Here is a 25,190-nt window from a genome sequence, read left to right as displayed (position 1 = left end):
GTGCGTCGCCACGGCACACACCTTATTGAGTCGGACGCCCGGGACGTGCATCGCGGTTCGCCCTCCCGGGTAGGAGATCCCGATGCCCGTGGACGGAGCGGGTCGACGGACCCGCGCACGGCCCCCGCTCAGGCCCGTTCCGGGAAGGCCGCCGCCAGCTCCCGGACCCGCTCCCCGACCGACCCGGGCGCCTCCCCGGCGAGCAGCCGGGCGATCAGTGCGGCGATCCCGGTCAGCTCCGCCTCGCCCATCCCCTGGCTGGTCACGGTACCCGTGCCCAGTCGGATGCCGGAGGCCTCGGCGGCCGGCGCCGGGTCAAACGGCAGCGCGCACTTGCCCAGCAGCAACCCGGCCGCCGCGCAGCGCCGTTCGGCCTCCGCGCCGGTCACCCCGAGCGGACGGACGTCGGCGGTCACCAGGTGGGTGTCGGTACCGCCCGTCAGAGGGCGCACACCGGCCTCTGCGAGCCCCCTGGCGAGCGCCTGCGCCCCGGACACCGTCCGTTGCGCGTACGCCCGGTAGGCGGGCGTCCGGGCCTCCGCCAGCGCCACCGCCTTGCCGGCCACCTCGTTCATCGCCGCACCGCCCTGGCTGAACGGGAACACCGCCCGGTCGATCCGCTCGGCCAGCTCCGCGGTGGACAGCAGCAGGCCCCCGCGCGGGCCGCGCAGCAGCTTGTGGGTGGCCGCGACCGTGACGTCCGCGTACGGCACCGGGGAGGGTGCCACCCCGGCCGCGACCAGGCCGGCGGTCTGCGCGACCGAGGCGATCAGATAGGCGTCCACCTCGTCCGCGATCTCCCGGAAGGCCGCCCAGTCCGGGTGCCGGGGGTGCGAGATCGAACCCGCCACGATCGCCTTGGGGCGGTGCAGCCGGGCCAGGTCGCGCACCTGGTCGAGGTCGATCAGGCCGTCCGCCTCGCGCACGCCGTAACCGGTGAAGTCGAACCAGCGGCCGGAGAAGTTGGCCCGCGAGCCGCAGCTGAGGTGGCCGCCGTGCTCCAGCGACATCGCCAGCACCCCGTCACCGGGCCGCAACAGCGCCGCGTACGCCGCGAGCATCGCCGAAGTCGCCGATCGGGGCTGGACGTTGGCGTGCGGGGCGGCGAACAGCTCGCGGGCCCGGTCGATCGCCAGCAGCTCCGCGGCGTCCGCCAGCGCGCAGCCGGTGTGGTGCCGACGCCCCGGGTAGCCCTCGGCGTACTTGTCGATCAGCGGGCCGGTCAGCGCCGCCAGGACGGCCGGGGTGGTCAGGTTCTCCCCCGCCAGCAGCTGGATCGTCTCGGCCCGCCGCTCGGCCTCGGCGGCCAGCAGGTCGGCGATCTGTGGATCCGCCCGGTGCAGCGCCTCGGACGCCCACGGGCGTCCCCTCGTCGCGGTCGAGCCGGCGGCGGCATCGGTGACGGTCATGGCAGGGCTCCCGGCGCTGCGGTGGGGCACCCCCGTCCGACGGCTGGGGGGTGTTCACCCAGCGTAGGACCGTCCCGGCCACCCGGCCCGTCGGAACGGGGCCGTTCGGCCCTCGGTCAGCGCGGCGCCGGGACGCCGGTGAGCGCGGTGACCACCGGGTCGACCGCGTGGAATATCTCCTCGCCGCAGTTGCGGAACATGCCGATCGGCGCCCCGTACGGGTCGTTCACCTCGTCGGACTCCGGGGTCGCGGCCAGCAACCAGCCCCGCAGCGCGGCGGCGGCCCGCACCAGCGCGCGGGCCCGCTCGGTGACGTCCGAGCCGCGGCGCGGGTCCGGCAGGGTGCCCGGATCGATCGTCCGCACCAGCCGGGTGAACTCCTTGATCGTGAAGGTGCGCAGGCCCGCCTCGTGGCCCATCGAGATCACCTGGGCGCGGTGGTCCAGGGTCGCCGTGAGCACCAGGTCGGCCTCGACCACGTGCTCGTCCAGCAGCTCCCGGCCGGTGAAGCCGCCGCTGTCCGCGCCGTACTCGTCCAGCACGGTCGCGGCGTGGTCCTCCATCGGCGCGCCCACGTGGCCCCAGGTGCCGGCACTCTCGACCAGGATCCGCCCGGCCACCCGGGGGCTGAGCCGGGTGTCCAGCTCACGCCGGGTGAGCCGCTCGGCGATCGGCGATCGGCAGATGTTCCCGGTGCAGACGAACAGGATCCGGAAGTGGTCCAGCGGCCTGGGACCCACGGCCAGGTACGGCGCTATGCCGGGCCCGTCATGGAGCGAGGCGATGGGTGTCAACTTCCGGCCTCCAGGTCGGGGACGACCTCCCTCAGCTGCTCGATGCTGATCGCGCCGGCCCGCAGCAGGACCGGCACCTTGCCGGTGACGTCGACGATCGACGAGGCGGTGGCGTGGTCGGCGTTGCCGCCGTCCAGGTAGACCGAGATGGCGTCGCCCAGCTGGGCCTGCGCCTCGTCGCAGGTCGCCGGGGACGGACCGCCGGTCTTGTTGGCGCTGGAGACGGCGAGCGGGCCGGTGGCGTTCAGCAGCTCGATGGCGACCGGGTGCAGCGGCATCCGGACGGCGACGGTGCCGCGGGTCTCGCCGAGGTCCCAGCGCAGCGAGGGCTGGTGCTTGGCGACCAGGGTGAGCCCGCCGGGCCAGAACGCGTCGACCAGCTCCCAGGCCTGCTCGGAGAAGTCGGTGACCAGGCCGTGCAGGGTGGTCGGCGAGCCGACCAGGACCGGCGAGGGCATGTTGCGGCCCCGGCCCTTGGCCGCCAGCAGCTCGGCGACGGCCTCCGGGGAGAAGGCGTCCGCGCCGACCCCGTAGAGGGTGTCGGTGGGCAGCACGACGAGTTCGCCGCGGCGGATGGCCGAGGCGGCCTCGCGCAGACCCGTGGCGCGGTCCCCGGCGTCGGCACAGTCGTAGCGGCGGCTCATCGGTACGGTCCCCTTCCGGAAAGGATCATGACGTTCGCGGCGGACTTCACAGCGCGGCTTCGCACGCCGTCGTGAAGTGTTCGATGTTCACGACCCGACCCTCCGGGCGGTCGTGCTGCGTCCGAATCCTCACGACCCGACCCTCCGGGCGGTCGTGAAGCGCGGCCGGTTGTTCAGGTCGCGGTGGTCGGCGGTGTCCGTCCAGCCGCGTTCCTCGTTGAAGATCCACGGCACCTGGCCGCCCTGCTGGTCGGCGTGCTCGATCACCACCGCGCCCCCCGGGCGCAGCAGCCGGGCGGCCACCCGCTCGATGCCGCGGATGGTGTCCAGGCCGTCCTCGCCGGAGAACAGGGACATCTGCGGGTCGTGGTCGCGGGCCTCCGGCGCGACATACTCCCACTCGGTGAGCGGGATGTACGGCGGGTTGGAGATCACCAGGTCGAAGCGGCCGTCCCAGGAGCGGTCGTCCTCGAAGGCCTTGGTGGCGTCCCCGGCGTGCAGGGTGACCCTGGCGCGGTCCGGGCTGGCCTCGATGTTGCGCCGGGTGTACTCCAGCGCCCCTTCGTCGAGCTCGAAGGCGTGCACGGTGGAGCGCGGCAGCTCCTGGGCCAGGGCGAGCGCGATGGCGCCGGAGCCGGAGCACAGGTCGACCACCAGCGGCTCGGCGACGTCCATGTCGCGCACCGCGTCTATCGCCCACTCGACGACCGTCTCGGTCTCCGGCCGGGGCACGAACACCCCGGGGCCGACCTCCAGTTCGAGGTAGCGGAAGAACGCGCGCCCGGTGATGTGCTGCAGCGGCTCGCGCGCCTCGCGGCGGGAGACCGCCTCCCAGTAGCGGGCGTCGAAGTCGGCGTCCTTCACCGTGTGCAGCTGGCTGCGCTTGACGTTGTGGACGTAGGCGGCGAGTTCCTCCGCGTCGAAGCGCGGCGACGGCACGCCGGCCGCGGCCAACCGCTGGGTGGCCTGGGCCACCTCGGCGAGCAGCAGGTTCATCCGTACGACCTCATGTTTCTGCGCTCCGGCTTCGGGCTTGCGTCGGGCTGGGGCGCGCCGGTCTCAGTTCTCTTGGGCCGCGGCGAGCTTGGCCGCCGCGTCCTTGTCGACGCAGGACTGGATCACCGCGTTCAGGTCGCCGTCCAGGACCTGGTCCAGGTTGTACGACTTGAATCCCGTGCGGTGGTCCGAGATGCGGTTCTCGGGGTAGTTGTACGTCCGGATCCGCTCGGAACGGTCCACCGTGCGGACCTGGCTGCGACGCGCGTCCGAGGCCTCCCGCTCGGCCTCCTCCTGCGCGGCGGCCAGCAGCCGCGAACGCAGGATGCGCATCGCCTGCTCCTTGTTCTGCAGCTGGCTCTTCTCGTTCTGGCAGGACGCCACGATACCGGTCGGCAGGTGGGTGATCCGGACCGCCGAGTCGGTGGTGTTGACCGACTGGCCGCCGGGGCCGGAGGAGCGGTAGACGTCGATCCGCAGGTCGTTGGCGAGGATCTCGACCTCGACCTCCTCCGCCTCGGGGGTGACCAGCACGCCCGCCGCGGAGGTGTGGATGCGGCCCTGCGACTCGGTGGCGGGGACGCGCTGCACGCGGTGCACGCCGCCCTCGTACTTCAGCCGGGCCCAGACGCCCTGGCCGGGCTCGGCGTTGCCCTTGGTCTTCACGGCCACCGAGACGTCCTTGTAGCCGCCGAGGTCGGACTCGTTGGAGTCGATGAGCTCGGTCTTCCAGCCGACCCGCTCGGCGTAGCGCAGGTACATCCGGAGCAGGTCGCCGGCGAACAGCGCGGACTCCTCGCCGCCCTCGCCCGCCTTGATCTCCAGGATGACGTCCTTGTCGTCACTCGGGTCGCGCGGGACGAGCAGCAGCCGCAGTTCCTCGGTCAGTTCGTCGCGGCGCGCCTCGGAGTCCTTCACCTCGGAGAGGAACTCCGGGTCCTCGGCGGCGAGTTCGCGCGCGGCCTCGATGTCCTCGCCGGCCTGCCGCCACTGCCGGTAGACCCGGGTGATCGGGGTCAGCTCGGCGTAGCGCTTGGCCAGCTTGCGGGCGTTGTTCTGGTCCGCGTGGACGGACGGGTCGGCCAGCCTCGTTTCGAGGTCGGCGTGCTCGACGAGGAGCTCTTCGACTGCCTCGAACATGGGGTGGCCTTCTTCCCGGGGGCTCAGAACGTGCAGGGGGGGTTCGGAACGGGCTGGAACTGCGGAACGCGCGCTGGGACGCGAACGGCGCCGGTCCCCGGCGCCCCCGACAACGAGTACGGGGGCACCGGGAGCCGGCGCCGAGGGAGCGCTAGGCCTTCGCGCTGTGCTGCTTGCCGAAGCGCTTCTCGAAGCGGGCAACGCGGCCACCCGTGTCGAGGATCTTCTGCTTGCCCGTGTAGAACGGGTGGCACTGCGAGCAGACCTCGGCGCGGATCTCGCCACTGGTCTCGGTCGAGCGGGTGGTGAACTCGGCGCCGCAGGTGCAGGTCACCTTCGTGACCACGTACTCCGGGTGAACGTTGGGCTTCAAGGGGTTCTCCTAGTTTTCGGGAGGGCACCGGGTCGGCGACTGGGAATGCCGCACGTGAACCGGGACCGACGGACCAGTCTGCCAGGACCGGCCGCATCTTCCCAAACCGGGGCCCGTCACGGCTTATTCCGGGGGCCGTCCCGGGCGGTCCCCGGGGCCGGTGACGGGCGCCGTCAGCGCTGCCCGGCGGCCGTCCCGGCGGGCTTCGGGGCGGCCGTCCTGGGAACGGCCTTGGGCACGGCCGTCGGGGAGGCCGTGGGGGTCGCCTGGGCGGGGTTCTCCGGCTGGGCCGAGACGATCGCCTGCGGGACCGCCTGGTCGGCCCTGAGCGCCGCCCAGACGTTCCCGGCCTGCGGCTGCTGCTCGACCACCCGGTTGGGGTCGCTGGGGGCGGCCACCACCGGCAGGGTGACCATGGTCAGCTGGTCCGGCCCGATCCCCTTGAGCTCCTGCACCAGCCCCACCAGGGAGTTCACCGAGCCGAGCGCGGAGTCGGTGGTGACGCTCTTGGTCATGGTGTCGCCGATCGACCACAGCTTGACCGGGTTGGAGAACAGTCCCATCCCGCCGGCCTGCTGGAGCAGCGACTTGACCATCTGCTTCTGCAGCTCGATCCGGCCGAGGTCGCTGCCGTCGCCGACGCCGTGCCGGGTGCGGACGAAGGCCAGCGCCTGCTGCCCGTCTAGGTGGTGCTGGCCGGCCGGGAGGTCGAGCCCGCTGTCCTTGTCGTGGATGGCCACCGTGGTGGTCACGGTGGCCCCGCCTATCGCGTCCACGACCCGGGCGAAGCCGGCGAAGTCGACCTGGAGGTAGTGGTCCATCCGCAGCCCGGTGAGCTGCTCGGTGGTCTTGACCGCGCAGGCGGCGCCGCCGGTCTCGAAGGCGCTGTTGTACATCGCCCGCTTGACCGCCGGGGCGACCTTGCCGCTGTTGTCGGTGCACTGCGGCCGGTCGACCAGGGTGTCGCGCGGGATCGAGACGATGGTGGCCCGCGAGTGGTCCTGGCTGATGTGCACCACCATCGCGGTGTCGGAGCGGGCGGTGTCGCCGGTGTCCCCGCCGGCCAGGTCGCCGTTCTCGCCGACCCGCGAGTCGGAGCCCAGTACCAGGATGTTGAAGGAGCCGTCGGTGGCGGCCGGGGGCCGGGCATCGCCGAGGCGGGAGTCGATGTCGACGCTCTTGATGTTGCCGTTGAGCTTCAGGTACGCGTAGGCGCCCGCACCGCCGCCGACGACGACGAGCGCGGCGACCGCGCAGGCGGACCACCGCAGGACCTTGCGGCGGCGACTCGGGACCCTCTTGTGCTCGGCCATACGTACCAGCGTAAAACGGACAAGAAGATCGAATGATCCCAAGCTGTCCCAACTCTGGAACAAAGCGGCCCCGGACACGGCGAACCCCGGACCGCTCGCGCGATCCGGGGTTCGGTGCCTCGGTGCCGTCCGGCTACCGTCAGTCGCCGGAACCGGGGGTGGTCTTGGCGATCTGCATCAGGAACTCGGCGTTGCTCTTGGTCTGCTTCATCTTGTCCAGCAGCAGCTCGATCGCCTGCTGCGAGTCGAGCGCGTGCAGCACCCGGCGCAGCTTCCAGACGATCGCCAGCTCCTCGCTGCCGAGCAGGATCTCCTCCTTGCGGGTGCTGGAGGCGTCCACGTCGACGGCCGGGAAGATGCGCTTGTCCGAGAGCTTCCGGTCGAGCTTGAGCTCCATGTTGCCGGTGCCCTTGAACTCCTCGAAGATCACCTCGTCCATCCGCGAGCCGGTCTCGACCAGCGCGGTGGCCAGGATGGTCAGCGAGCCGCCGTTCTCGATGTTGCGCGCGGCACCGAAGAACTTCTTCGGCGGGTAGAGCGCGGTCGAGTCGACACCACCGGACAGGATGCGGCCGGAGGCCGGCGCCGCCAGGTTGTAGGCGCGGCCCAGGCGGGTGATCGAGTCCAGCAGGATGACCACGTCGTGGCCCAGCTCGACCAGGCGCTTGGCGCGCTCGATGGCCAGCTCGGCGACGGTGGTGTGGTCCTCGGCCGGGCGGTCGAAGGTCGAGGAGATGACCTCGCCCTTCACCGACCGCTGCATGTCGGTGACCTCTTCCGGACGCTCGTCGACCAGGACGACCATCAGGTGGCACTCGGGGTTGTTGTGGGTGATCGCGTTGGCGACCGCCTGCAGGACCATGGTCTTACCGGTCTTCGGCGGGGCCACGATCAGACCGCGCTGGCCCTTGCCGATCGGCGACACCAGGTCGATGATCCGGGTGGTCAGCACGCCCGGGTCGGTCTCCAGGCGGAGCCGCTCCTGCGGGTACAGCGGGGTGAGCTTGTTGAACTCGGGGCGGCCGCGGCCGGTCTCCGGGTCCATGCCGTTGACGGAGTCCAGCCGCACCATGGCGTTGAACTTCTCGCGGCGCTCGCCCTCGCGCGGCTGGCGCACCGCACCGGTGATGGCGTCACCCTTGCGCAGGCCGTTCTTGCGGACCTGGGCGAGCGAGACGTAGACGTCGTTCTGGCCCGGCAGGTAGCCGGAGGTCCGGACGAACGCGTAGTTGTCGAGGATGTCGAGGATGCCCGCGACCGGGATCAGGACGTCGTCCTCGCCGACCTGCGGCTCGACCACGCCGGCCTCGAAGCCGTCGCGGCCACGACGGCCCCGACGGTCCCGGTAGCGGCCGCGACGACCCCGACGGCCGTCGCCGAACTCGTCGTCGTCGTAGCCGCCCTGCTGGACCTGGGGCTGCTGGGCCTGCTGGCCCTGGCCGCCCTGGCCGCCCTCGCGGCGCTGCTGGCCCTGGCCCTCGCCCTGCTGCTGGCCCTGCTGACCGCCCTGGCGGTCGGTGCGCTCGCGGCGGTTGCGGCGGTCACGACGGGACTCACGGCCGTCGCCGTCCTGGCCGGCCTGGGCCTCGGCGCCGTCCTGACGCTCGGTGCGCTCGCCGCCCTCGCGGCGGTCACGGCGCTCGCGACGGTCGCGACGGGTCTCGCGACCCTCCTCGCGACCCTCGAAGCCGCGGGTCTCGGCCGGGCGGTCGGCCTGCTTGGGCTCGGCCACCGTGACGGTGGCGGCCTCGGCGGCCGCCTCGGCGGCGGCCGGGGCCGTGGGGGCGCCGGCGGCCGAAGTGGCCCGGCGACGGGTGCGCTCGGTGCGGGCGGGCGCGGCGGCGGTCTCGGCCGCGGCCTGCACCGGGATCTCGATCTGGGCCTGCGGCTCGGCGGCCGGGGCCGCGGCGGCGGCGGCGGCCTTGGTGCGGCGGGCCGGCTTCTCGGCCGGGGCCTCGGCGTCCGCCTTGGCGGCGGTGCGCTTGGCGGCCGGGGCGCCACCGGCGGCGAGCAGCGGGTCCCCGCCGCTCTTCTCCTTGATGGTCTCGATCAGCTGGCTCTTGCGCATGCGTCCGGTACCGGTGATGCCCAGGTCACCGGCGAGCTTCTGGAGCTCGGCCAGGACCATTCCGTCCAGGCCCGCGGCGGCACTGCGGCGGCGGCGGGCCGGAGCGGCGGGGGCGGCGGCTGCGTCCGACGCCTCGGCGTCCGGGCGCGCGCCCATCAGATCGGTGGAGTCGCTCACTAAGGGTCCTTCCCTGGAGCGGACGTCGGCCTGTCTGGCTCGGCGACCGGTTGTGCTGTCCTGACCAACGCTCGACTGCGTCGGTCCGAGGCGGTGATCCCTCGAATGGCGGGAGCCCGTCGAGGGAGAGCTGCGAGGTGCGGTGCTTGACGCACGGTGGTGCTGAGGTGGCGCGTGGGCCGGTCGTGTGTCGACCTCCCCAGAGGGCGTTGCGCCCCCACGCTGCCTGCGAATCCCGGGCCCCCGTCGCGTGACGGTGGCCCGCGCTCCGCCCGTCCTGTGCCTCTAGGTGGGAGGCCGCGGGTGGGAGTCAGGTGCCGTCACGGCTTCGGGATGCGGCCGCATGTCGCGCAGGCAGGCTGCGTACGCGCTGCGGTGGGCTCCCGGAGAATCGTCGCCCCGGACATCGCGGCGGTTCCACGGCAGTGGAACGCTGGGATCGGGACGCGGCGCACCGAGCCCCGGAGGGCACATGGTGCAGCAATGAGATTAACACTACCGACCCCCTCAGACATTCCCCGACCTCGGGTTTGCCAATCGTGTCCGGACGGCCCGGCTCGCGCCGGGCCCGAACGGGCAGCTCAGACGTCCAGCGGGAGCACGGTGGCCCCGGTCCGGTCGACGCCGAGCCGGTGCGCGGCGAACGCCGGGTCGCCGCCGTGGCCGTGGTACCCGGCGAAGGAGAGCACCTTGTCGACGCCCGCCTCGTCGGTGAGCGCCAGCACGGTCGGGCCGGCCCCGGAGATGACCGCCGGGACGCCCTCCGCGCGCAGCGCGCCGACCAGCGCGGCGCTGTCCGGCATGGCGGTGGCGCGGTAGTCCTGGTGCAGTCGGTCCTCGGTGGCGGCGAGGAGCAGTTCGGGACGCCGGGTCAACGCCTCGACCAGCAGCGCGGAACGGCCCGCGTTGACGGCGGCGTCGGCCAGCGGGACGGTCTTCGGCAGCAGGCCGCGGGCGGTCTCGGTGAGCACCTCGCCGGCCGGGACGAACACCACCGGGACGACCTGCTCGGAGGGCTCCAGGGCGACCGCCTTGGCCGACTCCTCGTCGGTCCAGGCGATGGTGAAGTTGCCGCGCAGGCAGGCCGCGACGTTGTCCGGGTGGCCCTCCAGCTCGGAGGCGAGGGCCAGCAGCGCGTCGTCGTCCAGCGCGGACGGACCGCCGATGGTGACCGCGCGGGCGGCCACGATGCCGGCGCAGATGGCGGCCGAGGAGGAACCCAGGCCCCGGCCGTGCGGTATCCGGTTGGCGCAGACCACTTCGAGGCCGCGCGGCTGGCCGCCGAGCCGGTCGAAGGCGGCCCGCATCGAGCGGACCAGCAGGTGGCGCTCGTCCCGGGGCAGCGTCTCGGCGCCCTCGCCGGCGATGTCGACCGCGAGGCCGGAGTCGGCGACCCGGACGACCACGTCGTCGTACAGACCCAGCGCGAGCCCGAAGGCGTCGAAGCCGGGGCCGAGGTTGGCGCTGGTCGCGGGAACCCTGACCCGGACGGCGGCGGCACGGAACGCAGGACCGGCCATGCGGTGGACTCTCCTGGGGAAATCGGGCGGCGCGGTGCGCGTCGTCGGTACGAGGGTGGGGGAAGGACCGCGGACCCCTCGGGCCTGGCGGTCACTGTCGTCGGCGCGGCCCGTACCAGGACGGGCCCGGGGCATGTGCCACACGGCCGAACCCAGAGTATCGAAGAGAGGTTCCCCAGTGGTACACCCCGTGGGCCTTCGATCTGGTGTGTTGCCGGTTCTGGCCGGAATGCGCACCCCGCTCCGTCAGGAAGCGGGGTGGAATCGCATCGGAATGCGAAGCGGAATTGACACAAAAGTGTCACCGGAGAACTCCGACGGGCCGACCCTCGAAAGGGTCGGCCCGTCGACGCGTCAGGCCCCTTGCCCGGCCGGGCGGTCCGATCGCCCGGCCAGGCGGGCCGATCGCTCGGTCGAGTCGCTCAGTCGAGCAGCCCGAGCCGAAGGGCCGCCGCCTCCGGGTCGATCGGGACGACCTGCGGCTGCGGCGCGCCGGCCACCGCCCAGTCCGGGTCCTTGAGGCCGTTGCCGGTCACCGTGCAGACGATCCGCTGGCCCGGGTCGACCAGGCCGGCCTCCGCCTTGGCCAGCAGGCCGGCCACCGAGGCGGCCGAGGCGGGCTCCACGAAGACGCCCTCCTGCGCGGCCAACAGCCGGTAGGCGGACAGGATCTGACGGTCCGTCACCTTGTCGATGAGGCCGCCGGACTCGTCCCGCGCGGCGAGCGCGAAGTCCCAGGAGGCCGGGTTGCCGATCCGGATCGCGGTGGCGATGGTCTGCGGCTTGAGGACGGGCGCGCCGTCCACGATCGGGGCCGAACCGGATGCCTGGAAGCCCCACATCCGCGGGGTGCGCGAGGACATCCCGTCGGTGGCGTACTCCCGGTAGCCCTTCCAGTAGGCGGTGATGTTGCCCGCGTTGCCGACCGGCAGGACGTGGATGTCCGGGGCGTCGCCGAGCATGTCGACGATCTCGAAGGCCGCCGTCTTCTGGCCCTCGATCCGCACCGGGTTCACCGAGTTGACCAGCGCCACCGGGTACTTCTCGGAGAGCTCGCGGGCCAGCGTCAGGCAGTCGTCGAAGTTCCCGTCCACCTGGAGGATCTTGGCGCCGTGCACCAGCGCCTGGCCCATCTTGCCCAGGGCGATCTTGCCCTGCGGGACGAGCACCGCGGAGACCATCCCGGCCCGCACGGCGTACGCGGCGGCCGAGGCCGAGGTGTTGCCGGTGGACGCGCAGATGACGGCCTGGGCGCCCTCCTCCTTGGCCTTGGAGATGGCCATCGTCATCCCGCGGTCCTTGAAGGAACCGGTCGGGTTGGCGCCCTCGACCTTGAGGTAGACCTCGCAGCCCGTGCGCTCGGACAGCACCTGGGCGGGCACCAGCGGCGTGCCGCCCTCCAACAGGGTGACCACCGGGGTGGCCGCGGTGACCGGCAGGCGGTCCCGGTACTCCTCGATCAGGCCGCGCCACTGGTGGGTGTGCGCGCCTCGGACGACGTTCTCGGCAACGGCGTTCATGGCTGGTTCCCTATTCCCCTTCGACCCGCATGATGCTGGCCACGTCCCGCACGCTGTCCAGCGCGCGGAGCTTGTCGACCGTCGCCGACAGCGCGGCGTCGGTGGCACGGTGGGTGACCACGACGAGCGAGGCGTCGCCGTCGCGGCCCTGCTGGCGCACGGTGTCGATGGAGACGCCGTGCTCGGCGAAGACGGACGCGACCTGGGCGAGCACACCCGCCCGGTCGTCCACGTCCAGGCTGACGTGGTAGCGGGTGACCACCTGGTCCATCGGCTTGGCCGGCAGCTGCGTGTACACGGAGTCACCGGGGCCGGTGGCGCCGGCGAGCTTGTTGCGGCAGACCGCGACCAGGTCGCCGAGCACCGCGGAGGCGGTCGGCGAGCCGCCCGCGCCCGGGCCGTAGAACATCAGCCGGCCGGCCGCCTCGGCCTCGACGAACACCGCGTTGTACGCCTCGCGGACGGAGGCCAGCGGGTGCGAGAGCGGGATCATCGCCGGGTGCACCCGGGCGGTGACGGACCCGCCGTCGGCGGCGCGCTCGCAGATCGCGAGCAGCTTGACCACGGCGCCCATCTCCTTCGCCGAGGCGATGTCGGCGGCGGTCACCTCGGTGATGCCCTCGCGGTAGACGTCGGCCGCGGTGACCTTGGTGTGGAAGGCGATGCCGGCCAGGATCGCGGCCTTGGCGGCGGCGTCGAAGCCCTCCACGTCGGCCGTCGGGTCGGCCTCGGCGTAGCCGAGCGCGGTGGCCTCCTCCAGCGCCTCCGAGTAGCCGGCGCCGGTGGTGTCCATCTTGTCGAGGATGAAGTTGGTGGTGCCGTTGACGATGCCCAGCACCCGGTTGACCTTGTCCCCCGCGAGGGACTCGCGCAGCGGGCGCAGCAGCGGGATCGCGCCCGCCACCGCGGCCTCGTAGTACAGGTCGACGCCGGCCGCGGCGGCCGCCGCGTGCAGCTCGGTGCCGTCCTGGGCGAGCAGCGCCTTGTTGGCGCTGACCACCGAGGCACCCTGCTTGAAGGCCGACAGGATCAGCGATTTGGAGGGCTCGATCCCGCCCACCACCTCGACCACCACGTCGATGTCGCCCCGGCCCACCAGGGCCTCGGCGTCGGTGGTGACCAGGTGCTCGGGCACCCCCGGGCGCACCCGGCCGGCCCGGCGGACCGCGATCCCGGCGAGCTCGACCGGGGCACCGATGCGAGCGGCGAGGTCGTCGGCCGTCGTCGTCATGATGCGCGCCACCTCGGAGCCCACCACACCACAACCCAGCAACGCCACCTTCAGCGGGCGCGTACGCATCATCCGACTCCGCTCTGCATTCTTCGTGCTTCGGTATTTCCGGCGGATTTTCGGGGGCCGCCGGATACTTCGGTCCGTACCAGTCTCGGGGACTTTCCGCACGGATCTACGGTCGTTCCATGATCTGAGACGAGGATTTCGTCATCCGATATCCAGGCGCAGGAGATCCTCCTCCGTCTCGCGCCGGACGATCACCCGGGCCGCGCCGTCCTTGACGGCGAGCACGGGGGGCTTGAGGGCGTGGTTGTAGTTGCTCGCCATCGAGCGGCAGTACGCGCCGGTGGCGGGCACCGCGATCAAGTCGCCCGCGGCCAGGTCGGCCGGCAGGAAGGCGTCCCGGACCACGATGTCGCCGGACTCGCAGTGCTTGCCGACCACCCGCACCAGCATCGGCTCCGCGTCGCTGGTGCGCGACACCAGGGCCACCGAGTACTCGGCGTCGTACAGCGCGGTGCGGATGTTGTCGGACATCCCGCCGTCCACGCTGACGTAGGTGCGCAGGCCCTCCAGCGGCTTCACCGTGCCGACCTCGTACAGCGTGAACGCGGTCGGACCGACGATCGCCCGGCCCGGCTCCACGCTCAGCCGGGGGGCGTTCAGCCGCGCGGCGGCGCACTCGCGGCGCACGATGTCGGCCAGCGCGGCGGCGATCTCGGCCGGCTCGCGCGGGTCGTCCTCGCTGGTGTACGCGATGCCCAGGCCGCCGCCGAGGTCGATCTCGGGCAGCTCGACGCCGTGCTCGTCGCGGATCTCCGCCAGCAGGCCGACCACCCGGCGGGCGGCGACCTCGAAGCCCGCCATGTCGAAGATCTGCGAGCCGATGTGCGAGTGGATGCCGCGCAGCTCCAGGGCGGCGTGGCCGAGCACCCGGCGCACCGCCTCGGCGGCCGAGCCGCCGTTGAGGGAGAGCCCGAACTTCTGGTCCTCGTGTGCCGTGGCGATGAACTCGTGGGTGTGCGCCTCGACGCCGACGGTGATCCGGATCAGCACCTGCTGGCGCACGCCCTGCCGGGCGGCGATCGCGGCCAGGCGCTCGATCTCCTCGTAGGAGTCGACCACGATGCGCCCGACGCCGGACTTCACCGCGTGTTCGAGTTCGTCCACCGACTTGTTGTTGCCGTGCAGCGCGATCCGCGCCGGCGGCATCCCGGCGGCCAGCGCCACCGCCAGCTCGCCGACGCTGCACACGTCGAGGTTGAGGTCCTCCTCGTGCAGCCAGCGCACGATCGCCTTGGAGAGGAAGGCCTTTCCGGCGTAGTAGACGTCCGCCTCGGTGCCGAAGGCGTCCCGCCAGGCGCGGGCCCGGCTGCGGAAGTCCTCCTCGTCCAACACGTAGGCCGGGGTGCCGAACTCGGCCGCCAGCCGCTTGACGTCGATCCCGCCGACGGTGGCCACGCCCTCGGCGTTGCGGGAGACGGTGCGCGACCAGACCTTGGGGTCGAGCGCGTTCAGGTCGGCCGGCGGGGCCTGGTAGTGGCCCTCGGGCAGGACGTCGCCGTGGCGGGGGCCTGCGGGGTGTGCGGAACGACTCATGGTCCTGGGTTCCTTCGAGACCTATGGCGAGGGGCGGCGACGGTCTCCGTTGACCGTCAGCCGCCCCCGCTGTGCGCTTGGGGGTGGTGCTTACATCCGCTCGGGCGCCGTCACGCCCAGGAGCGTGAGGCCGTTGGCGAGCACGGTGCGCGTCGCCTCGACCAGCCAGAGGCGGGCCCGGTGGGTGTCCGTGAGCTCCTCGTCGCCCTTGGGCAGGAACATGCAGTTCTCGTACAGGCGGTGGTACTTGCCCGCGAGCTTCTCCAGGTAGACGGCGACCCGGTGCGGCTCGCGCAGCTCGCCGGCCGCGGCCAGCACGCGCGGGAACTCGCCGAGGTGGCCGAGCAGGTCGGACTCCCACTCGGTGGAGAGCAGCTCGGGTTTGAACTGCTCGACCGTGCCCTTGTCCACGCCCAGCTCGGCGGCCTTGCGGGCGACGCCGCACATCCGGGTGTGGGCGTACTGGACGTAGAAGACCGGGTTCTCGTTGGTCTGGCTGGTCAGGACGTTGATGTCCAGCGTGATCGTCGAGTCCGTGGAGGAGCGCGCCAGGGTGTAGCGGGCGGCGTCGACGCCGATCCACTCGACCACGTCGTCGATCGTGATGATGTTGCCGGCCCGCTTGGACATGCGGACCTCTTCGCCGTCGCGAAGCATCTTCACGAACTGGCCGATCTTCACCTCGATGTTGCGGTTCATGTCGTCGCCCGCGCAGGCCGCGATGGCCTTGAGACGGTTGACGTAGCCGTGGTGGTCGGCGCCCAGCATGTAGAGCGCGACCTCGGCGCCGCGGTCCCGCTTGGACAGGTAGTACGCGGCGTCGGCGGCGAAGTAGGTCTTGTCGCCGTCGGCCTTGATCAGGACGCGGTCCTTGTCGTCGCCGAAGTCGGTGGTGCGCAGGAAGACCGCGCCGTCCTTGTCGAAGACGTGGCCCTGCTCGCGCAGCCGCTCGATGGCCTTCTCGACGGCGCCGGAGTCGTGCAGCGTCTTCTCCGAGAACCACACGTCGAAGTGGGTGCCGAACTCGTCCATCGAGCGCTTGATCTCGGCCACCATGAGCTTGAGGCCCTCGGTGCGGAAGACCTCCAGCTGCTCGGCCTCGGGCAGGTCGAGCACGCCGGGGACGGCGTCGGTGAGCGCCTTGGCGATGTCGACGATGTACTCGCCGACGTACCCGCCCTCGGGCACCTCGCGACCGTTCGCGGCGGCCTGCAGGGAGGCGGCGAACTTGCTGATCTGCACGCCGGCGTCGTTGAGGTAGTACTCGGTGGTGACATCGGCGCCGGAGGCCCGCAGCACGCGCGCCAGCGAGTCGCCGACGGCCGCCCAGCGGACGCCGCCGATGTGGATCGGGCCGGTCGGGTTGGCGGAGACGAACTCCAGGTTGATCTTCAGGCCCTTGAGGGCCTCGTTGCGGCCGTAGGCCTCGCCCGCCTCGACGACGGTGCGGGCGAGCGCACCGGCGGTGGCGGTGTCCAGGGTGATGTTCAGGAAGCCCGGACCGGCGATGTCGACCTTGGCGACGCCGGTGATCCCTCGCAGGCGCTCGGCCAGGACCTCGGCAATGGCTCGCGGCGGCTTGCCGGCCGCCTTGGCGAGCTGGAGGGCCACGTTCGTCGCGTAGTCGCCGTGGTCCCGGTTCTTGGGCCGCTCGACCGTCACGTGCTCGGGCACGGCGACGGCCAGCTCGCCCGCCTCGACGGCGGAGCTCACTGCGGCCTGGATTGCCTGGGAAAGGTCTGCGGGGGTCACGACGCCAAGCGTAGGCGAGACGGGGTGCCCGCCCGCCACCCGGTTTGCCGGTTGAGACGCCCCGGCACGGCGCTGCCGGGGGTGTCAGCCGCGATCCGTGCGCTCTGTTCGCTCAGAGCGGAACCCGTCGGGCGGTCCCCCGCCGCGCATCAGCCGTCGGACCAGGGCCACCAGGTCGGCCGGATCGAAGGGCTTGCCGAGGTAGCCGTCCACCCCGACCGCCTCCCCCAGATCGAGGTCCGCCGGCGTGCAGGCGCTCACGATCGCGATCGGCAGCCCGCTGGTGTCCGGGGTCGCGCGCAGCCGGGCCGCCGTCCGCAGACCGTCCAGTCGCGGCATCATCACGTCCAGCGTCACCACGTCCGGCTTCACCCGGCGGATGATCTCCAGGCACTCGGCGCCGTCGGCGGCGGTCACCACCTCGAAGCCTTCGAGCTCCAGGTTGACCCTGATCAGCTGGCGGATCACCTCGCTGTCGTCCACCACGAGGACCCGCCCGGACACTCCCGACACCTCACCGAGGGTATCGGCGGCCCCGCCGCCCCGTCCGGCCTTTGGGCACTTCCGCCCACCGGGCGGCCCGGGACGGCCCCGACGATCTTTCCGGAAACCCGTGCACGGGCCACGCTCGAAGCCTGGTAGTGTTCATCCCGTCGGAACGCGCAAGTGACCGACAGGCCAATCGGCCCCCGTAGCTCAGGGGATAGAGCACCGCCCTCCGGAGGCGGGTGCGTAGGTTCGAATCCTACCGGGGGCACTTCGCAGGAAGTGCGACTGAGGCCCAGATCAGTGGAGTTGATCCACGGATCTGGGCCTTCGTCATGTCCGGGCGCGGGTCGGCCCCGGACGTTCCGGCGGGCCCCGGCCCCGTGGGGGCGAGGCCGGGACCCGCCGGGTCAGGGGGCGCTGCCCTCGACCTGGGTGTACAGGGTGGCGATGGTGTGGTCGAAGTAGGCGCTGTACGAGGTGTCGTCGCTGTCGCCGCCCTGCTGGTAGCCGCCGATGGCGCCGACCACGTCACCGGTGGCGGTGTTGATCCACGGGCCGCCGCTGGTGCCGGACGGGTAGGACGGGCACTGGATGACGCGCTGGTAGGAGCTCTGCTGCCCGGTCGAGTTGGTGCAGAGGATGGGCTCCTCGGAGGCCGCCGGGTAGCCGTAGAGGCGGACGGTGGCGCCGAACGGCTCGTCGGTGCCCAGCTTGTTGCCGCCGACCACGTCCTCGACGTTGCGGCCGTTGTTGGGGGCGGTCTCCAGGATCGCGAAGTCCTCGTCCACGTCGCCGTTCTGGGTCCAGCCGGAGGCGGTGTGCACCGCGGTCACCTGCCAGGTGCCGTACGGGGCGGAGCCGTCCCGGTAGCCGGGGGCGAAGGTGACGCCGTTCGCGCTGCTGAGGCAGTGCGCGGCGGTCAGCAGCAGATTGCCGGTGGCGCTGTGCAGCACGCTGGCCGTGCAGAAGTGGTTGCCCGCTCCGACCGGACCGCTGAACAGGGCGCCGACGGTGGAGGTCTCCCGGTTGTCGGCGGGGGCGGGGGCGGTCGTCCCGAGCACGACGTCGCGCACGGCGGGGGCTGCGGGGGCGGCGGCCGTCGTCGTCGGGGTGTCGGTGGGGGTCGGCGCGGCGGTCGGGGTCTGGGTCGGGGTCGGGGTCGGACTGCCGCTCGGGGTGGTGTCCGCGACCGGGGCGGGCTCCGCCGTACCGGCGGGCGCGGAGGGCGACGGGGCGGTGGCGACGGTCCGGGTGGAGCGGGCGACCTTCCCGGCGGCGGTGGCGTCGGCCAGGCTGAACCCGTGCGTCCCGGCCACCACCCCGGCCACCACGACCGCGGACAGCGCGGTGAACAACGAGGGGGCCAGCAGACGGTGACGGCGTGACCTCGCGCGGCGGTGCTCGCCCATTCCTGACTCCCCTGCCTGGTCGGTGGCGCCTCGTACGGCCATGACTATGACGCGTCAGCCTGGAAGGCTCGTTACCGCAGGCTTGGAGCACGATGAGAATCCCTCACCGGTTCAGGAGCGTATCCAAAACGGCGGCCCCGACGAAGCCGGTGTGCGTCCCGGCGGTCGTGCAGGCGAAGGCGCCCGCCGCCGACCCGGCCCGGGCGCAGTCCAGCGGCGGGTGGCCGCGGAACCAGGCGTACAGGAAGCCGGCCACGAAGGCGTCCCCGGCACCGTTGCTGTCCACCACCGGACGGCCCGGGTCGACGGCGGGCAGGTGGTGCAGCCGGCCGTCCGCGCGGGTGAGCAGGTGGCAGCCCTCGGCGCCAGAGGTGGCGACCACCGCGGTGGCCCGGCCCTCGGCGAGGATCCCGCGCATCACCCGCTCGTAGCGGTCGCGGCAGCCGGCCGTGGAGAGGAAGACCAGGTCGGAGCCGAGCGCGTAGTCGCGGTGGTGCGGGTCCTCGCCGTCCCAGTCGTGCAGGTCGGTGGAGGTGCCGCGGCCCAGCCGGTGGAGGTCGGGGTAGAGGTCCCGGTTGACGCCGGTGATCGACAGGTGGACGTGCCGGCTGCGCTCCACGTACGGGAGTTGGAAGGCGCGCGGCAGCCGCAGGTCGGCGGGGTGGCGGCCGTCGAAGAAGGAGAACCGACGGCCGGTCCGGTCCACCAGGTTGACCCCGCGCGGGGTGCCGTACGGGCTGACCAGGTGCGCGAAGTGCAGGCCGGACCGGTCCAGGGCGGCGCGGGCCAGGTCGCCCTGCGGATCGTCGCCGAGGAAGTCCAGCAGGGCGGTGCGCAGCCCGAGGTGGTGGGCGCCGAGGGCGACGCCGCTGCCGGTGTGGCCGAGGTGGTCGCGCACCGGCTCGACGTACGTCGAGTCACCGGGCGGCAGTTCCAGCCGGTCGACCCGGACGACGGTGTCGACGCCGACCCCGCCGACCACCAGCAGGTCGAACTCGGGTGCGTCGGGCGCACCGGGTGACGCGGTTGCGGGCAGCACGGCGGCGCCTCCTCGCTCCTGGACGGTGGCCAGGAGTCAAGCAGGCGCCGGAGGTTGACTGCAAGACCTTGCTGAAAGCTTTCAGTCGGTTGGCGGCCGCTCCGCCCCCGTCTCCGCCCTCGCCTCGGCGGCCGGTCGCACATCGGCCCGCACGTCGGCGACGGCCGCGGCCCGCGGGCTCGGCCGCCCGTCCACGGCGGCCGGTGCGGCCGGTGCGGACTCCGGCCCGACCGGGACGGCGGTCGCCCGGACCGGCGCCGGACGGTGGTCGATCACCAGGAAGGCCACCAGCGCGGCCGCCAGCAGCACGCCCACCGCGACCCAGGTCGCGGACACGTAACCGTGCACGGCGCCCTGGGCCCGTACCAGCGGATCGCCCGCGGCCCGGGTGGCCAGCCAGCTCGCGGTGGCGCTCGCGGCGATCGTGTTCAGCAGCGCCGTACCGAGCGAACCACCCACCTGCTGAGCCGAGTTGATGGTGGCCGAGGCCGCGCCCGCCTCGTTCGGGGCGACCCCGAGGGTGGCCAGGCTCATGGCCGGCATGAACACCAGGCCCATGCCGAAGCCGATCAGCAGCAGCGAGGGCAGCACCGTGGCGGCCCACGGGCTGTCCACCGTCATCCGGGTCAGCCAGGCCATCCCGCCCGCGGCCAGCAGCAGCCCGGGGGTGATCAGGTTCCGGGACGGCACCCTGGTCATCAGCCGGGCCGCGACGCCGGTCGAACTCAGCACGATGGCGGCCGTCATGGGCAGGAAGGAGATGCCGGAGACCACCGGCGAGAAGTGCTTGACGGCCTGGAGGTAGAAGGTCAGGAACAGGAACAGGCCGAACATGCCGATCATCGCCAGGCCCACCGAGAGCGCGCCGCCGCCACGGTTGCGGTCGGCCACGATGTGGATCGGCAGCAGCGGGTGCGCGGTGCGCTTCTCGACCAGGACGAACACCGCGATCAGGGCCACGCCCAGCAGCAGCGAGCCGATCACCAGGCCGTCGCTCCAGCCCCGGGTGACGGCCTCGGAGGTGCCGAAGACGATCGCCAGCAGACCGCCGCAGCCGAGCAGCGCCCCGGGCAGGTCGAGCTTGATCCGGCGCCCCTTGGCGATGTGGTCGCGGTCCAGCACCCGGAACGCGGCGAAGGCGGTGGCCGCGGCGATCGGGGTGTTCACGAACAGGCACCAGCGCCAGTCCAGGTACTCGGTCAGCAGACCGCCGGCGATGAAGCCGATCGCGGCGCCGCCACCGGCGATCGCGCCGAAGATGCCGAAGGCCGTACTGCGTTCCTTCGGGTCGGAGAAGGTGGTGGAGAGCAGCCCCAGCGCGGAAGGGGCGAGCAGGGCGCCGAACGCGCCCTGGAGGGCGCGGGCGCCGAAGAGCATGGCCGGACCGGCCGCCGCACCGCCGAGGGCGGAGGCGAGGGCGAAGCCCAGCAGGCCGACGGTGAAGACGCGCTTGCGGCCGAAGAGGTCGCCCAGCCGGCCGCCGAGCAGCAGCAGCCCGCCGAAGGCGAGGGTGTAGGCGGTGATCACCCACTGCCGGTCGGCGTCGGAGATACCCAGGTCCCGCTGGGCGGACGGCAGGGCGATGTTCACGATGGTGATGTCGAGGACGATCATCAGCTGGGCGACGGCGATGACCGCCAATGCCCACCAGCGGCGCCGGTCCGCGCCCTGGTGACCGATGACGGTTGCGGTGTGCGGAGACACTGGTCGAGCCTTCCGGAGCGGGTGCGGAGAAGGTCACGCAGTCGCCTACCAGCCAAACGCCGGGGTGGACGAAAGGCAAGGAAAAACCTTGCCAAATCGCCCCATATTGGACAAAAGGACCAGGCCCAGGGACTCGCGGCGGAGGTCCCGGGGCCCGGTCCGTCGGGGGCCGATGGGGGCCGGTCCGTCAAGGCCCGGTCCGTCGGGGCTCAGAGCGCGGACAGCTCCGCGACCAGGTCGTCCAGGCCGAGCGAGCCCTGCGAGAGCGCCGCCATGTGCCAGGCCTTGAGGTCGAACTCCTCGCCGCGCGCCTCGTGCGCCGCCCGGGCCGCCGCCCGGCCGCGCAGCCAGGCCCGCTCGCCCAGCTTGTAGCCGATCGCCTGGCCGGGCATGCCCAGGTAGCGGACCAGCTCGCTGTCCAGGAAGTCGGTGGACAGCCCGCAGTAGCGCCCGAAGAAGTCCCGGGCGTGCTCCGGGCTCACCGGCTCGCCCGGCCGGTACGGGGAGTCCGCCGGGAAGTCCAGGCCGGCGTGCATGCCGATGTCCACGATGACCCGCAGCGCCCGCATCATCTGGGCGTTGAGGAAGCCCAGCCGGTGGCCCGGGTCGGTGAGGTAGCCGAGCTCGTCCATCAGGCGCTCGGCGTACAGCGCCCAGCCCTCCAGGTTGGCGCTCACCCCGCCGAGGCTCACCTGGTAGGTGGAGAGCCGGTCGGCCACGTAGTTCCACTGCGCGAGCTGCAGGTGGTGGCCGGGGACGCCCTCGTGGTACCAGGTCGAGACCAGGTCCCAGACCGGGAAGCGGTCCCGGCCCAGCAGCGGCAGCCAGGTCCGGCCCGGGCGGCTGAAGTCCAGCGAGGGCGCGGTGTAGTACGGCGCGGCGGCACTGCCGGCCGGGGCGATCCGCGACTCGACCCGGGTGATCGGCTCGGCCAGGTCGAAGTGGGTGCCCTGGAGGTCCCGGACCGCCTGGTCCATCAGGCCCTGGAGGAACTCCCGGGCCGGCTCGGCGCCCTCGATCGCCGGGCCGTCCTCCTCCAGCCACTTCATCGCGTCCATCGGGTCGGAGCCCGGACGGACCTTCCCGGCCTCGGCGGTCATCTGCGCGTACAGGTCGTGGAACTCGCTCCAGGCCCAGGCGTAGGCCTCGTCCAGGTCCAGCTCGGAGCCGGTCCAGTAACGCACCCAGCGGCCGTAGCGCTCCCGGCCGACCTGGTCCGGGGTGCCGGCGGCGGCCGGGCCGTACACGTCGCGCAGCCAGTCGCGCAGGGCGGCCAGCGCCTCCGCGGCGGCCACCGCGTGCCCGGACAGCTCGGCCCGCACGCCCTCCGGCGCGCCCTGGACGAACTCGCCGAACCAGCCGCCGGGGGTCTCCCCCGCCAGCCACTCGCCGTACTGGCCGAGCACCGTCTCCACCTGGCGCGGGCCGGACAGCAGACCGCGCTCGATGCCGGCGGCCAGCGTCCGCCGGTACTGCTCCAGCGCCAGCGGGATGCGGGCCAGCCGGCGGCCGATCCGCCGCCAGTCGTCCTCGGTGTCGTTGGGCAGCAGGGTGAAGGCCTCCCGCACGTTGTGCACCGGGGAACCCAGGTTGCGCACCGCGCGGTAGTTCTCCCCCGCGTCGTGGACGGCGAGTTCGGCGGTCAGCCGCTCGCGCAGCAGCCGGGCGCAGCGGCGCTCGGCCTCCTCCTCGGCGAGGCCGGCCCGCTCGGCCTCGTCCAGCCGGGCCAGGGTGCGCCGGGCGAGGTCGGCGAGCGCCTCGTCGCCTTCGGGGGAGAGGTCGGGCAGCCGGTCGTCCTCGGGGTTGATGCCGAGGTAGATCGCGGTCAGCGGGTCGAGGTCGGCCAAGGACCGGACATAACCGTCGGCGATGCGGCGGGGAGTGTGGTCGCCGCCGGAATTGATCAGTTCTTCAACCATTCGGACATCATCGCGTTGCCCGGGCCGATTGCAAGCCCCGTCACCGCCCGGTTGACCTGCCGTGGGCCGGGATCCGACGCACGTTGACGCACGGCGGGCGGGGCAAACACCCGTTCGGGGAGATCCGGCGCGCGACAGGTCCCGATCGGCCCGACGCCCATTACGCTGACCGCCATGGAAGCCCGCCCCACCACGGCGACCGACCCGGCCCCCACGCCGGCCGTCCCCGCACCACGACCGCGCCGCGCCGGCTACCGGCGGCTGCCGGTCGAACAGCGGCGCGAGCAGCTGATCGCGGTCGCCCTGGAACTGTTCGCCGCCCGGCCGCCCGAGGAGGTCAGCCTCGACGACGTCGCCGAGGCCGCCGGCGCCTCCCGGCCACTGGTCTACCGCTACTTCGCGGGCGGCAAGCAGCAGTTGTACGAGGCCGCGCTGCGCACCGCGGCGGACGAGCTGACCGGCCGGTTCGCCGTCCCGCCGAGCGGGACGCCGTCCGAGCAGCTGGCGGCCGCGCTGGACGGCTACTTCGCCTTCGTGGCCGAGCACGACGCGGGCTACTCGGCGCTGCTGCGCGGCGGTTCGGTGGTGGAGACGGCCCGCACCTCGGCGATCGTGGACGACGTCCGGCGGGCGGCGCTGCGGCGGACCCTGCGGCACCTGGGCGTGCGGGAGGCCGGACCGCGGCTGACCCTGCTGGTGCGCTCGTGGATCGCGGTGGTCGAGGGGGCGTCGCTGAGCTGGCTGGACGAGGGACGCGTGCTGCCGGTGGCCGGGCTGCGGGACTGGCTGGTGGACCAGTTCACGGCGATGGCGGCGGCGACGGCGCTGCACGATCCGCAGACGGCGGAGGTGCTGGCGGGGCTGCTCGCGCTGGAGGGGCCGCGGGCGGAGCGGGCCGAGCGGCTGCGGGCGGTGCTGGGCGGCGGTTCGTAACGCCTGCCGGTGCGGCGGCGGTTCGCCGCGCGGGGCCTCCCGACCCCCGTGCCAAGGGTCGGTCGGCGACGGCCGTCAGGCCTTGCCGAGCACCTGGCGCTGCCGACCCAGACCGTCGATCTCGATCTCGACCACGTCGCCCGGGGCGAGGAACGGCGTGCCCGGACGGCCCAGGGTGACCCCGGCCGGGGTGCCGGTGATGATCACGTCACCGGGCTCCAGCACCATGAACCGGCTTGCGTAGCGGACCAGTTCGAGCACCGGGAAGATCATCTCCGCGGTGTCGCCGTGCTGCCGCTGCTCGCCGTTGACCCACAGCCGCAGCGCCAGCGCCTGCGGGTCGGCCACCTCGTCGGCGGTGACCAGCCAGGGCCCGAGCGGGGTGAAGGTCTCCGCCGACTTGCCCTTGTCCCACTGGCCGCCGCGCTCGAACTGGAAGGCCCGCTCGGTGACGTCGTTGGCGATCGTGTACCCGGCGATCACCCCGGCGGCCTCGGCGTGCGAGTCCAGGTAGCGGGCGGTGCGACCGATCACGACGGCCAGTTCGGCCTCGTAGTCGGTCTTCTCGCCGTCGCGCGGCACCAGCACCTCGTCATACGGGCCGACCACGGTGGAACTCGGCTTGAGGAAGATCACCGGCTCGGCCGGGATCGCGGCCCCGGCCTCGGCCGCGTGGTCGCGGTAGTTGAGCCCGATGCCGACCACCTTGCCCGGCCGGGCCACCGGCGCACCCACCCGCAGGCCGGCCAGGTCGACCACCGGCAGGACGCCGGCGGCCACCTCCCGGGCCAGCGCGGCGGTGTCCAGCCCGGCGAGGAAGGCCCCGTCGAGGTCACGGGCCCGCCCGGAGAGGTCGTACGCGGTGCCGTCCTCGCCCAGCACGACCGGGCGTTCGGCCCCCGGGGGTCCGACACGGAGGAGCTTCATCGATCCGTCACCAGCCTTTCGTCGCAGCTCACCGGGGCGGCACGGACACCGCTCCCGAGTCTGGCAACGAGGTATATCAACGGCCCGGGCCACTCGACCAGACCGTCCCGATGGGCGGATTCCCATCAAATCGCACCAGGGCGCGGGGGCCGGAATCGGCGGCCCGTACGGTTGACACCCGGGCGCCGTCGCCGGGGACCGCCGCGCGACGTCCGGGATCCGCCCGCAGCG

Annotated in this window: 20 protein-coding genes and 1 tRNA gene; 2 read left to right on the top strand and 19 right to left on the bottom strand. The window is 72.8% G+C overall.

All coding sequences use genetic code 11. From position 1 onward, the window contains the following. Positions 1 to 128: 128 nt before the first annotated feature. The 14 genes from glyA to ACIP4P_RS20845 form a co-directional block, all read right to left on the bottom strand. Entirely contained in the window at positions 129 to 1,409 is a 1,281-nt protein-coding gene (gene glyA, locus ACIP4P_RS20910; RefSeq protein WP_400920478.1) for a serine hydroxymethyltransferase, read from the bottom strand. A 116-nt stretch (positions 1,410 to 1,525) separates the two neighbouring features. Continuing rightward, positions 1,526 to 2,167 (bottom strand): protein-tyrosine-phosphatase, encoded by a 642-nt coding sequence (locus ACIP4P_RS20905; RefSeq protein WP_350512070.1) that lies wholly within the window; start codon positions 2,165 to 2,167, stop codon positions 1,526 to 1,528. A 32-nt stretch (positions 2,168 to 2,199) separates the two neighbouring features. Continuing rightward, a complete protein-coding gene (locus tag ACIP4P_RS20900; RefSeq protein WP_350511994.1) occupies positions 2,200 to 2,847 on the bottom strand; it encodes an L-threonylcarbamoyladenylate synthase in 648 nt (215 codons plus the stop codon). Positions 2,848 to 2,976: 129 nt separating this feature from the next. Then, entirely contained in the window at positions 2,977 to 3,843 is an 867-nt protein-coding gene (prmC, locus tag ACIP4P_RS20895) for a peptide chain release factor N(5)-glutamine methyltransferase (protein WP_188302982.1), read from the bottom strand. Positions 3,844 to 3,906: 63 nt separating this feature from the next. Further along, positions 3,907 to 4,983, bottom strand: a complete 1,077-nt coding sequence (gene prfA / locus ACIP4P_RS20890; RefSeq protein WP_350511992.1) for a peptide chain release factor 1 — start codon at positions 4,981 to 4,983, stop codon at positions 3,907 to 3,909. A gap of 151 nt (positions 4,984 to 5,134) precedes the next feature. Further along, a complete protein-coding gene (gene rpmE, locus ACIP4P_RS20885) occupies positions 5,135 to 5,356 on the bottom strand; it encodes a 50S ribosomal protein L31 (protein ID WP_316526281.1) in 222 nt (73 codons plus the stop codon). A 173-nt stretch (positions 5,357 to 5,529) separates the two neighbouring features. Further along, entirely contained in the window at positions 5,530 to 6,669 is a 1,140-nt protein-coding gene (locus ACIP4P_RS20880; RefSeq protein ID WP_400920473.1) for an LCP family protein, read from the bottom strand. 139 nt (positions 6,670 to 6,808) lie between these two features. Then, the gene (rho, locus tag ACIP4P_RS20875) at positions 6,809 to 8,914 is read right to left on the bottom strand and encodes a transcription termination factor Rho (protein ID WP_400920471.1); all 2,106 of its coding nucleotides are present in this window, start codon (positions 8,912 to 8,914) and stop codon (positions 6,809 to 6,811) included. Between the two features lie 581 nt (positions 8,915 to 9,495). Continuing rightward, positions 9,496 to 10,434 carry a homoserine kinase gene (thrB, locus tag ACIP4P_RS20870; protein WP_400920469.1) on the bottom strand — a complete coding sequence of 313 codons (939 nt, stop codon included), beginning with the start codon at positions 10,432 to 10,434 and terminating at the stop codon, positions 9,496 to 9,498. A gap of 422 nt (positions 10,435 to 10,856) precedes the next feature. Next, complete coding sequence (gene thrC, locus ACIP4P_RS20865) at positions 10,857 to 11,954, bottom strand: threonine synthase (RefSeq protein ID WP_400920467.1); 1,098 nt, start codon at positions 11,952 to 11,954, stop codon at positions 10,857 to 10,859. 10 nt (positions 11,955 to 11,964) lie between these two features. After that, complete coding sequence (locus ACIP4P_RS20860) at positions 11,965 to 13,257, bottom strand: homoserine dehydrogenase (RefSeq protein ID WP_400920465.1); 1,293 nt, start codon at positions 13,255 to 13,257, stop codon at positions 11,965 to 11,967. Positions 13,258 to 13,395: 138 nt separating this feature from the next. Next, a complete protein-coding gene (lysA, locus tag ACIP4P_RS20855) occupies positions 13,396 to 14,787 on the bottom strand; it encodes a diaminopimelate decarboxylase (protein WP_400920463.1) in 1,392 nt (463 codons plus the stop codon). Positions 14,788 to 14,877: 90 nt separating this feature from the next. Further along, positions 14,878 to 16,539, bottom strand: a complete 1,662-nt coding sequence (argS, locus tag ACIP4P_RS20850) for an arginine--tRNA ligase (RefSeq protein WP_400920461.1) — start codon at positions 16,537 to 16,539, stop codon at positions 14,878 to 14,880. A gap of 84 nt (positions 16,540 to 16,623) precedes the next feature. Beyond that, a complete protein-coding gene (locus ACIP4P_RS20845) occupies positions 16,624 to 17,043 on the bottom strand; it encodes a PleD family two-component system response regulator (protein WP_400920694.1) in 420 nt (139 codons plus the stop codon). 181 nt (positions 17,044 to 17,224) lie between these two features. Here ACIP4P_RS20845 and ACIP4P_RS20840 point away from each other — a divergent pair. Continuing rightward, a tRNA-Arg gene (locus ACIP4P_RS20840) sits at positions 17,225 to 17,296 on the top strand. A gap of 139 nt (positions 17,297 to 17,435) precedes the next feature. Here ACIP4P_RS20840 and ACIP4P_RS20835 read toward each other — a convergent pair. From ACIP4P_RS20835 to ACIP4P_RS20820, 4 genes are all read right to left on the bottom strand, one after another. Further along, on the bottom strand, positions 17,436 to 18,437 hold the full coding sequence (locus ACIP4P_RS20835) for a trypsin-like serine peptidase (RefSeq protein WP_400920459.1): 1,002 nt from the start codon (positions 18,435 to 18,437) through the stop codon (positions 17,436 to 17,438). Positions 18,438 to 18,540: 103 nt separating this feature from the next. After that, complete coding sequence (locus tag ACIP4P_RS20830) at positions 18,541 to 19,476, bottom strand: carbohydrate kinase family protein (RefSeq protein ID WP_400920457.1); 936 nt, start codon at positions 19,474 to 19,476, stop codon at positions 18,541 to 18,543. Positions 19,477 to 19,557: 81 nt separating this feature from the next. Continuing rightward, a complete protein-coding gene (locus ACIP4P_RS20825) occupies positions 19,558 to 21,090 on the bottom strand; it encodes an MFS transporter (RefSeq protein WP_400920692.1) in 1,533 nt (510 codons plus the stop codon). Positions 21,091 to 21,389: 299 nt separating this feature from the next. Continuing rightward, positions 21,390 to 23,099, bottom strand: coding sequence for a DUF885 domain-containing protein (locus ACIP4P_RS20820; protein WP_400920455.1), 1,710 nt, complete (start codon positions 23,097 to 23,099; stop codon positions 21,390 to 21,392). 174 nt (positions 23,100 to 23,273) lie between these two features. Here ACIP4P_RS20820 and ACIP4P_RS20815 point away from each other — a divergent pair, with 174 nt between their 5' ends. Next, positions 23,274 to 24,032: a TetR/AcrR family transcriptional regulator gene (locus tag ACIP4P_RS20815; protein ID WP_400920453.1), complete on the top strand. Its 759-nt coding sequence runs from the start codon at positions 23,274 to 23,276 to the stop codon at positions 24,030 to 24,032. A 75-nt stretch (positions 24,033 to 24,107) separates the two neighbouring features. On the opposite strand, the gene ACIP4P_RS20810 is transcribed toward ACIP4P_RS20815, so the two are convergent. Next, the gene (locus ACIP4P_RS20810; protein WP_350511977.1) at positions 24,108 to 24,959 is read right to left on the bottom strand and encodes a fumarylacetoacetate hydrolase family protein; all 852 of its coding nucleotides are present in this window, start codon (positions 24,957 to 24,959) and stop codon (positions 24,108 to 24,110) included. Between the last annotated feature and the right edge of the window lie 231 nt (positions 24,960 to 25,190).

The organism is Kitasatospora sp. NPDC089509 (genome assembly GCF_044749365.1).
Classification (GTDB): domain Bacteria; phylum Actinomycetota; class Actinomycetes; order Streptomycetales; family Streptomycetaceae; genus Kitasatospora.
This window is presented reverse-complemented; position numbering and strand designations above follow the sequence as displayed.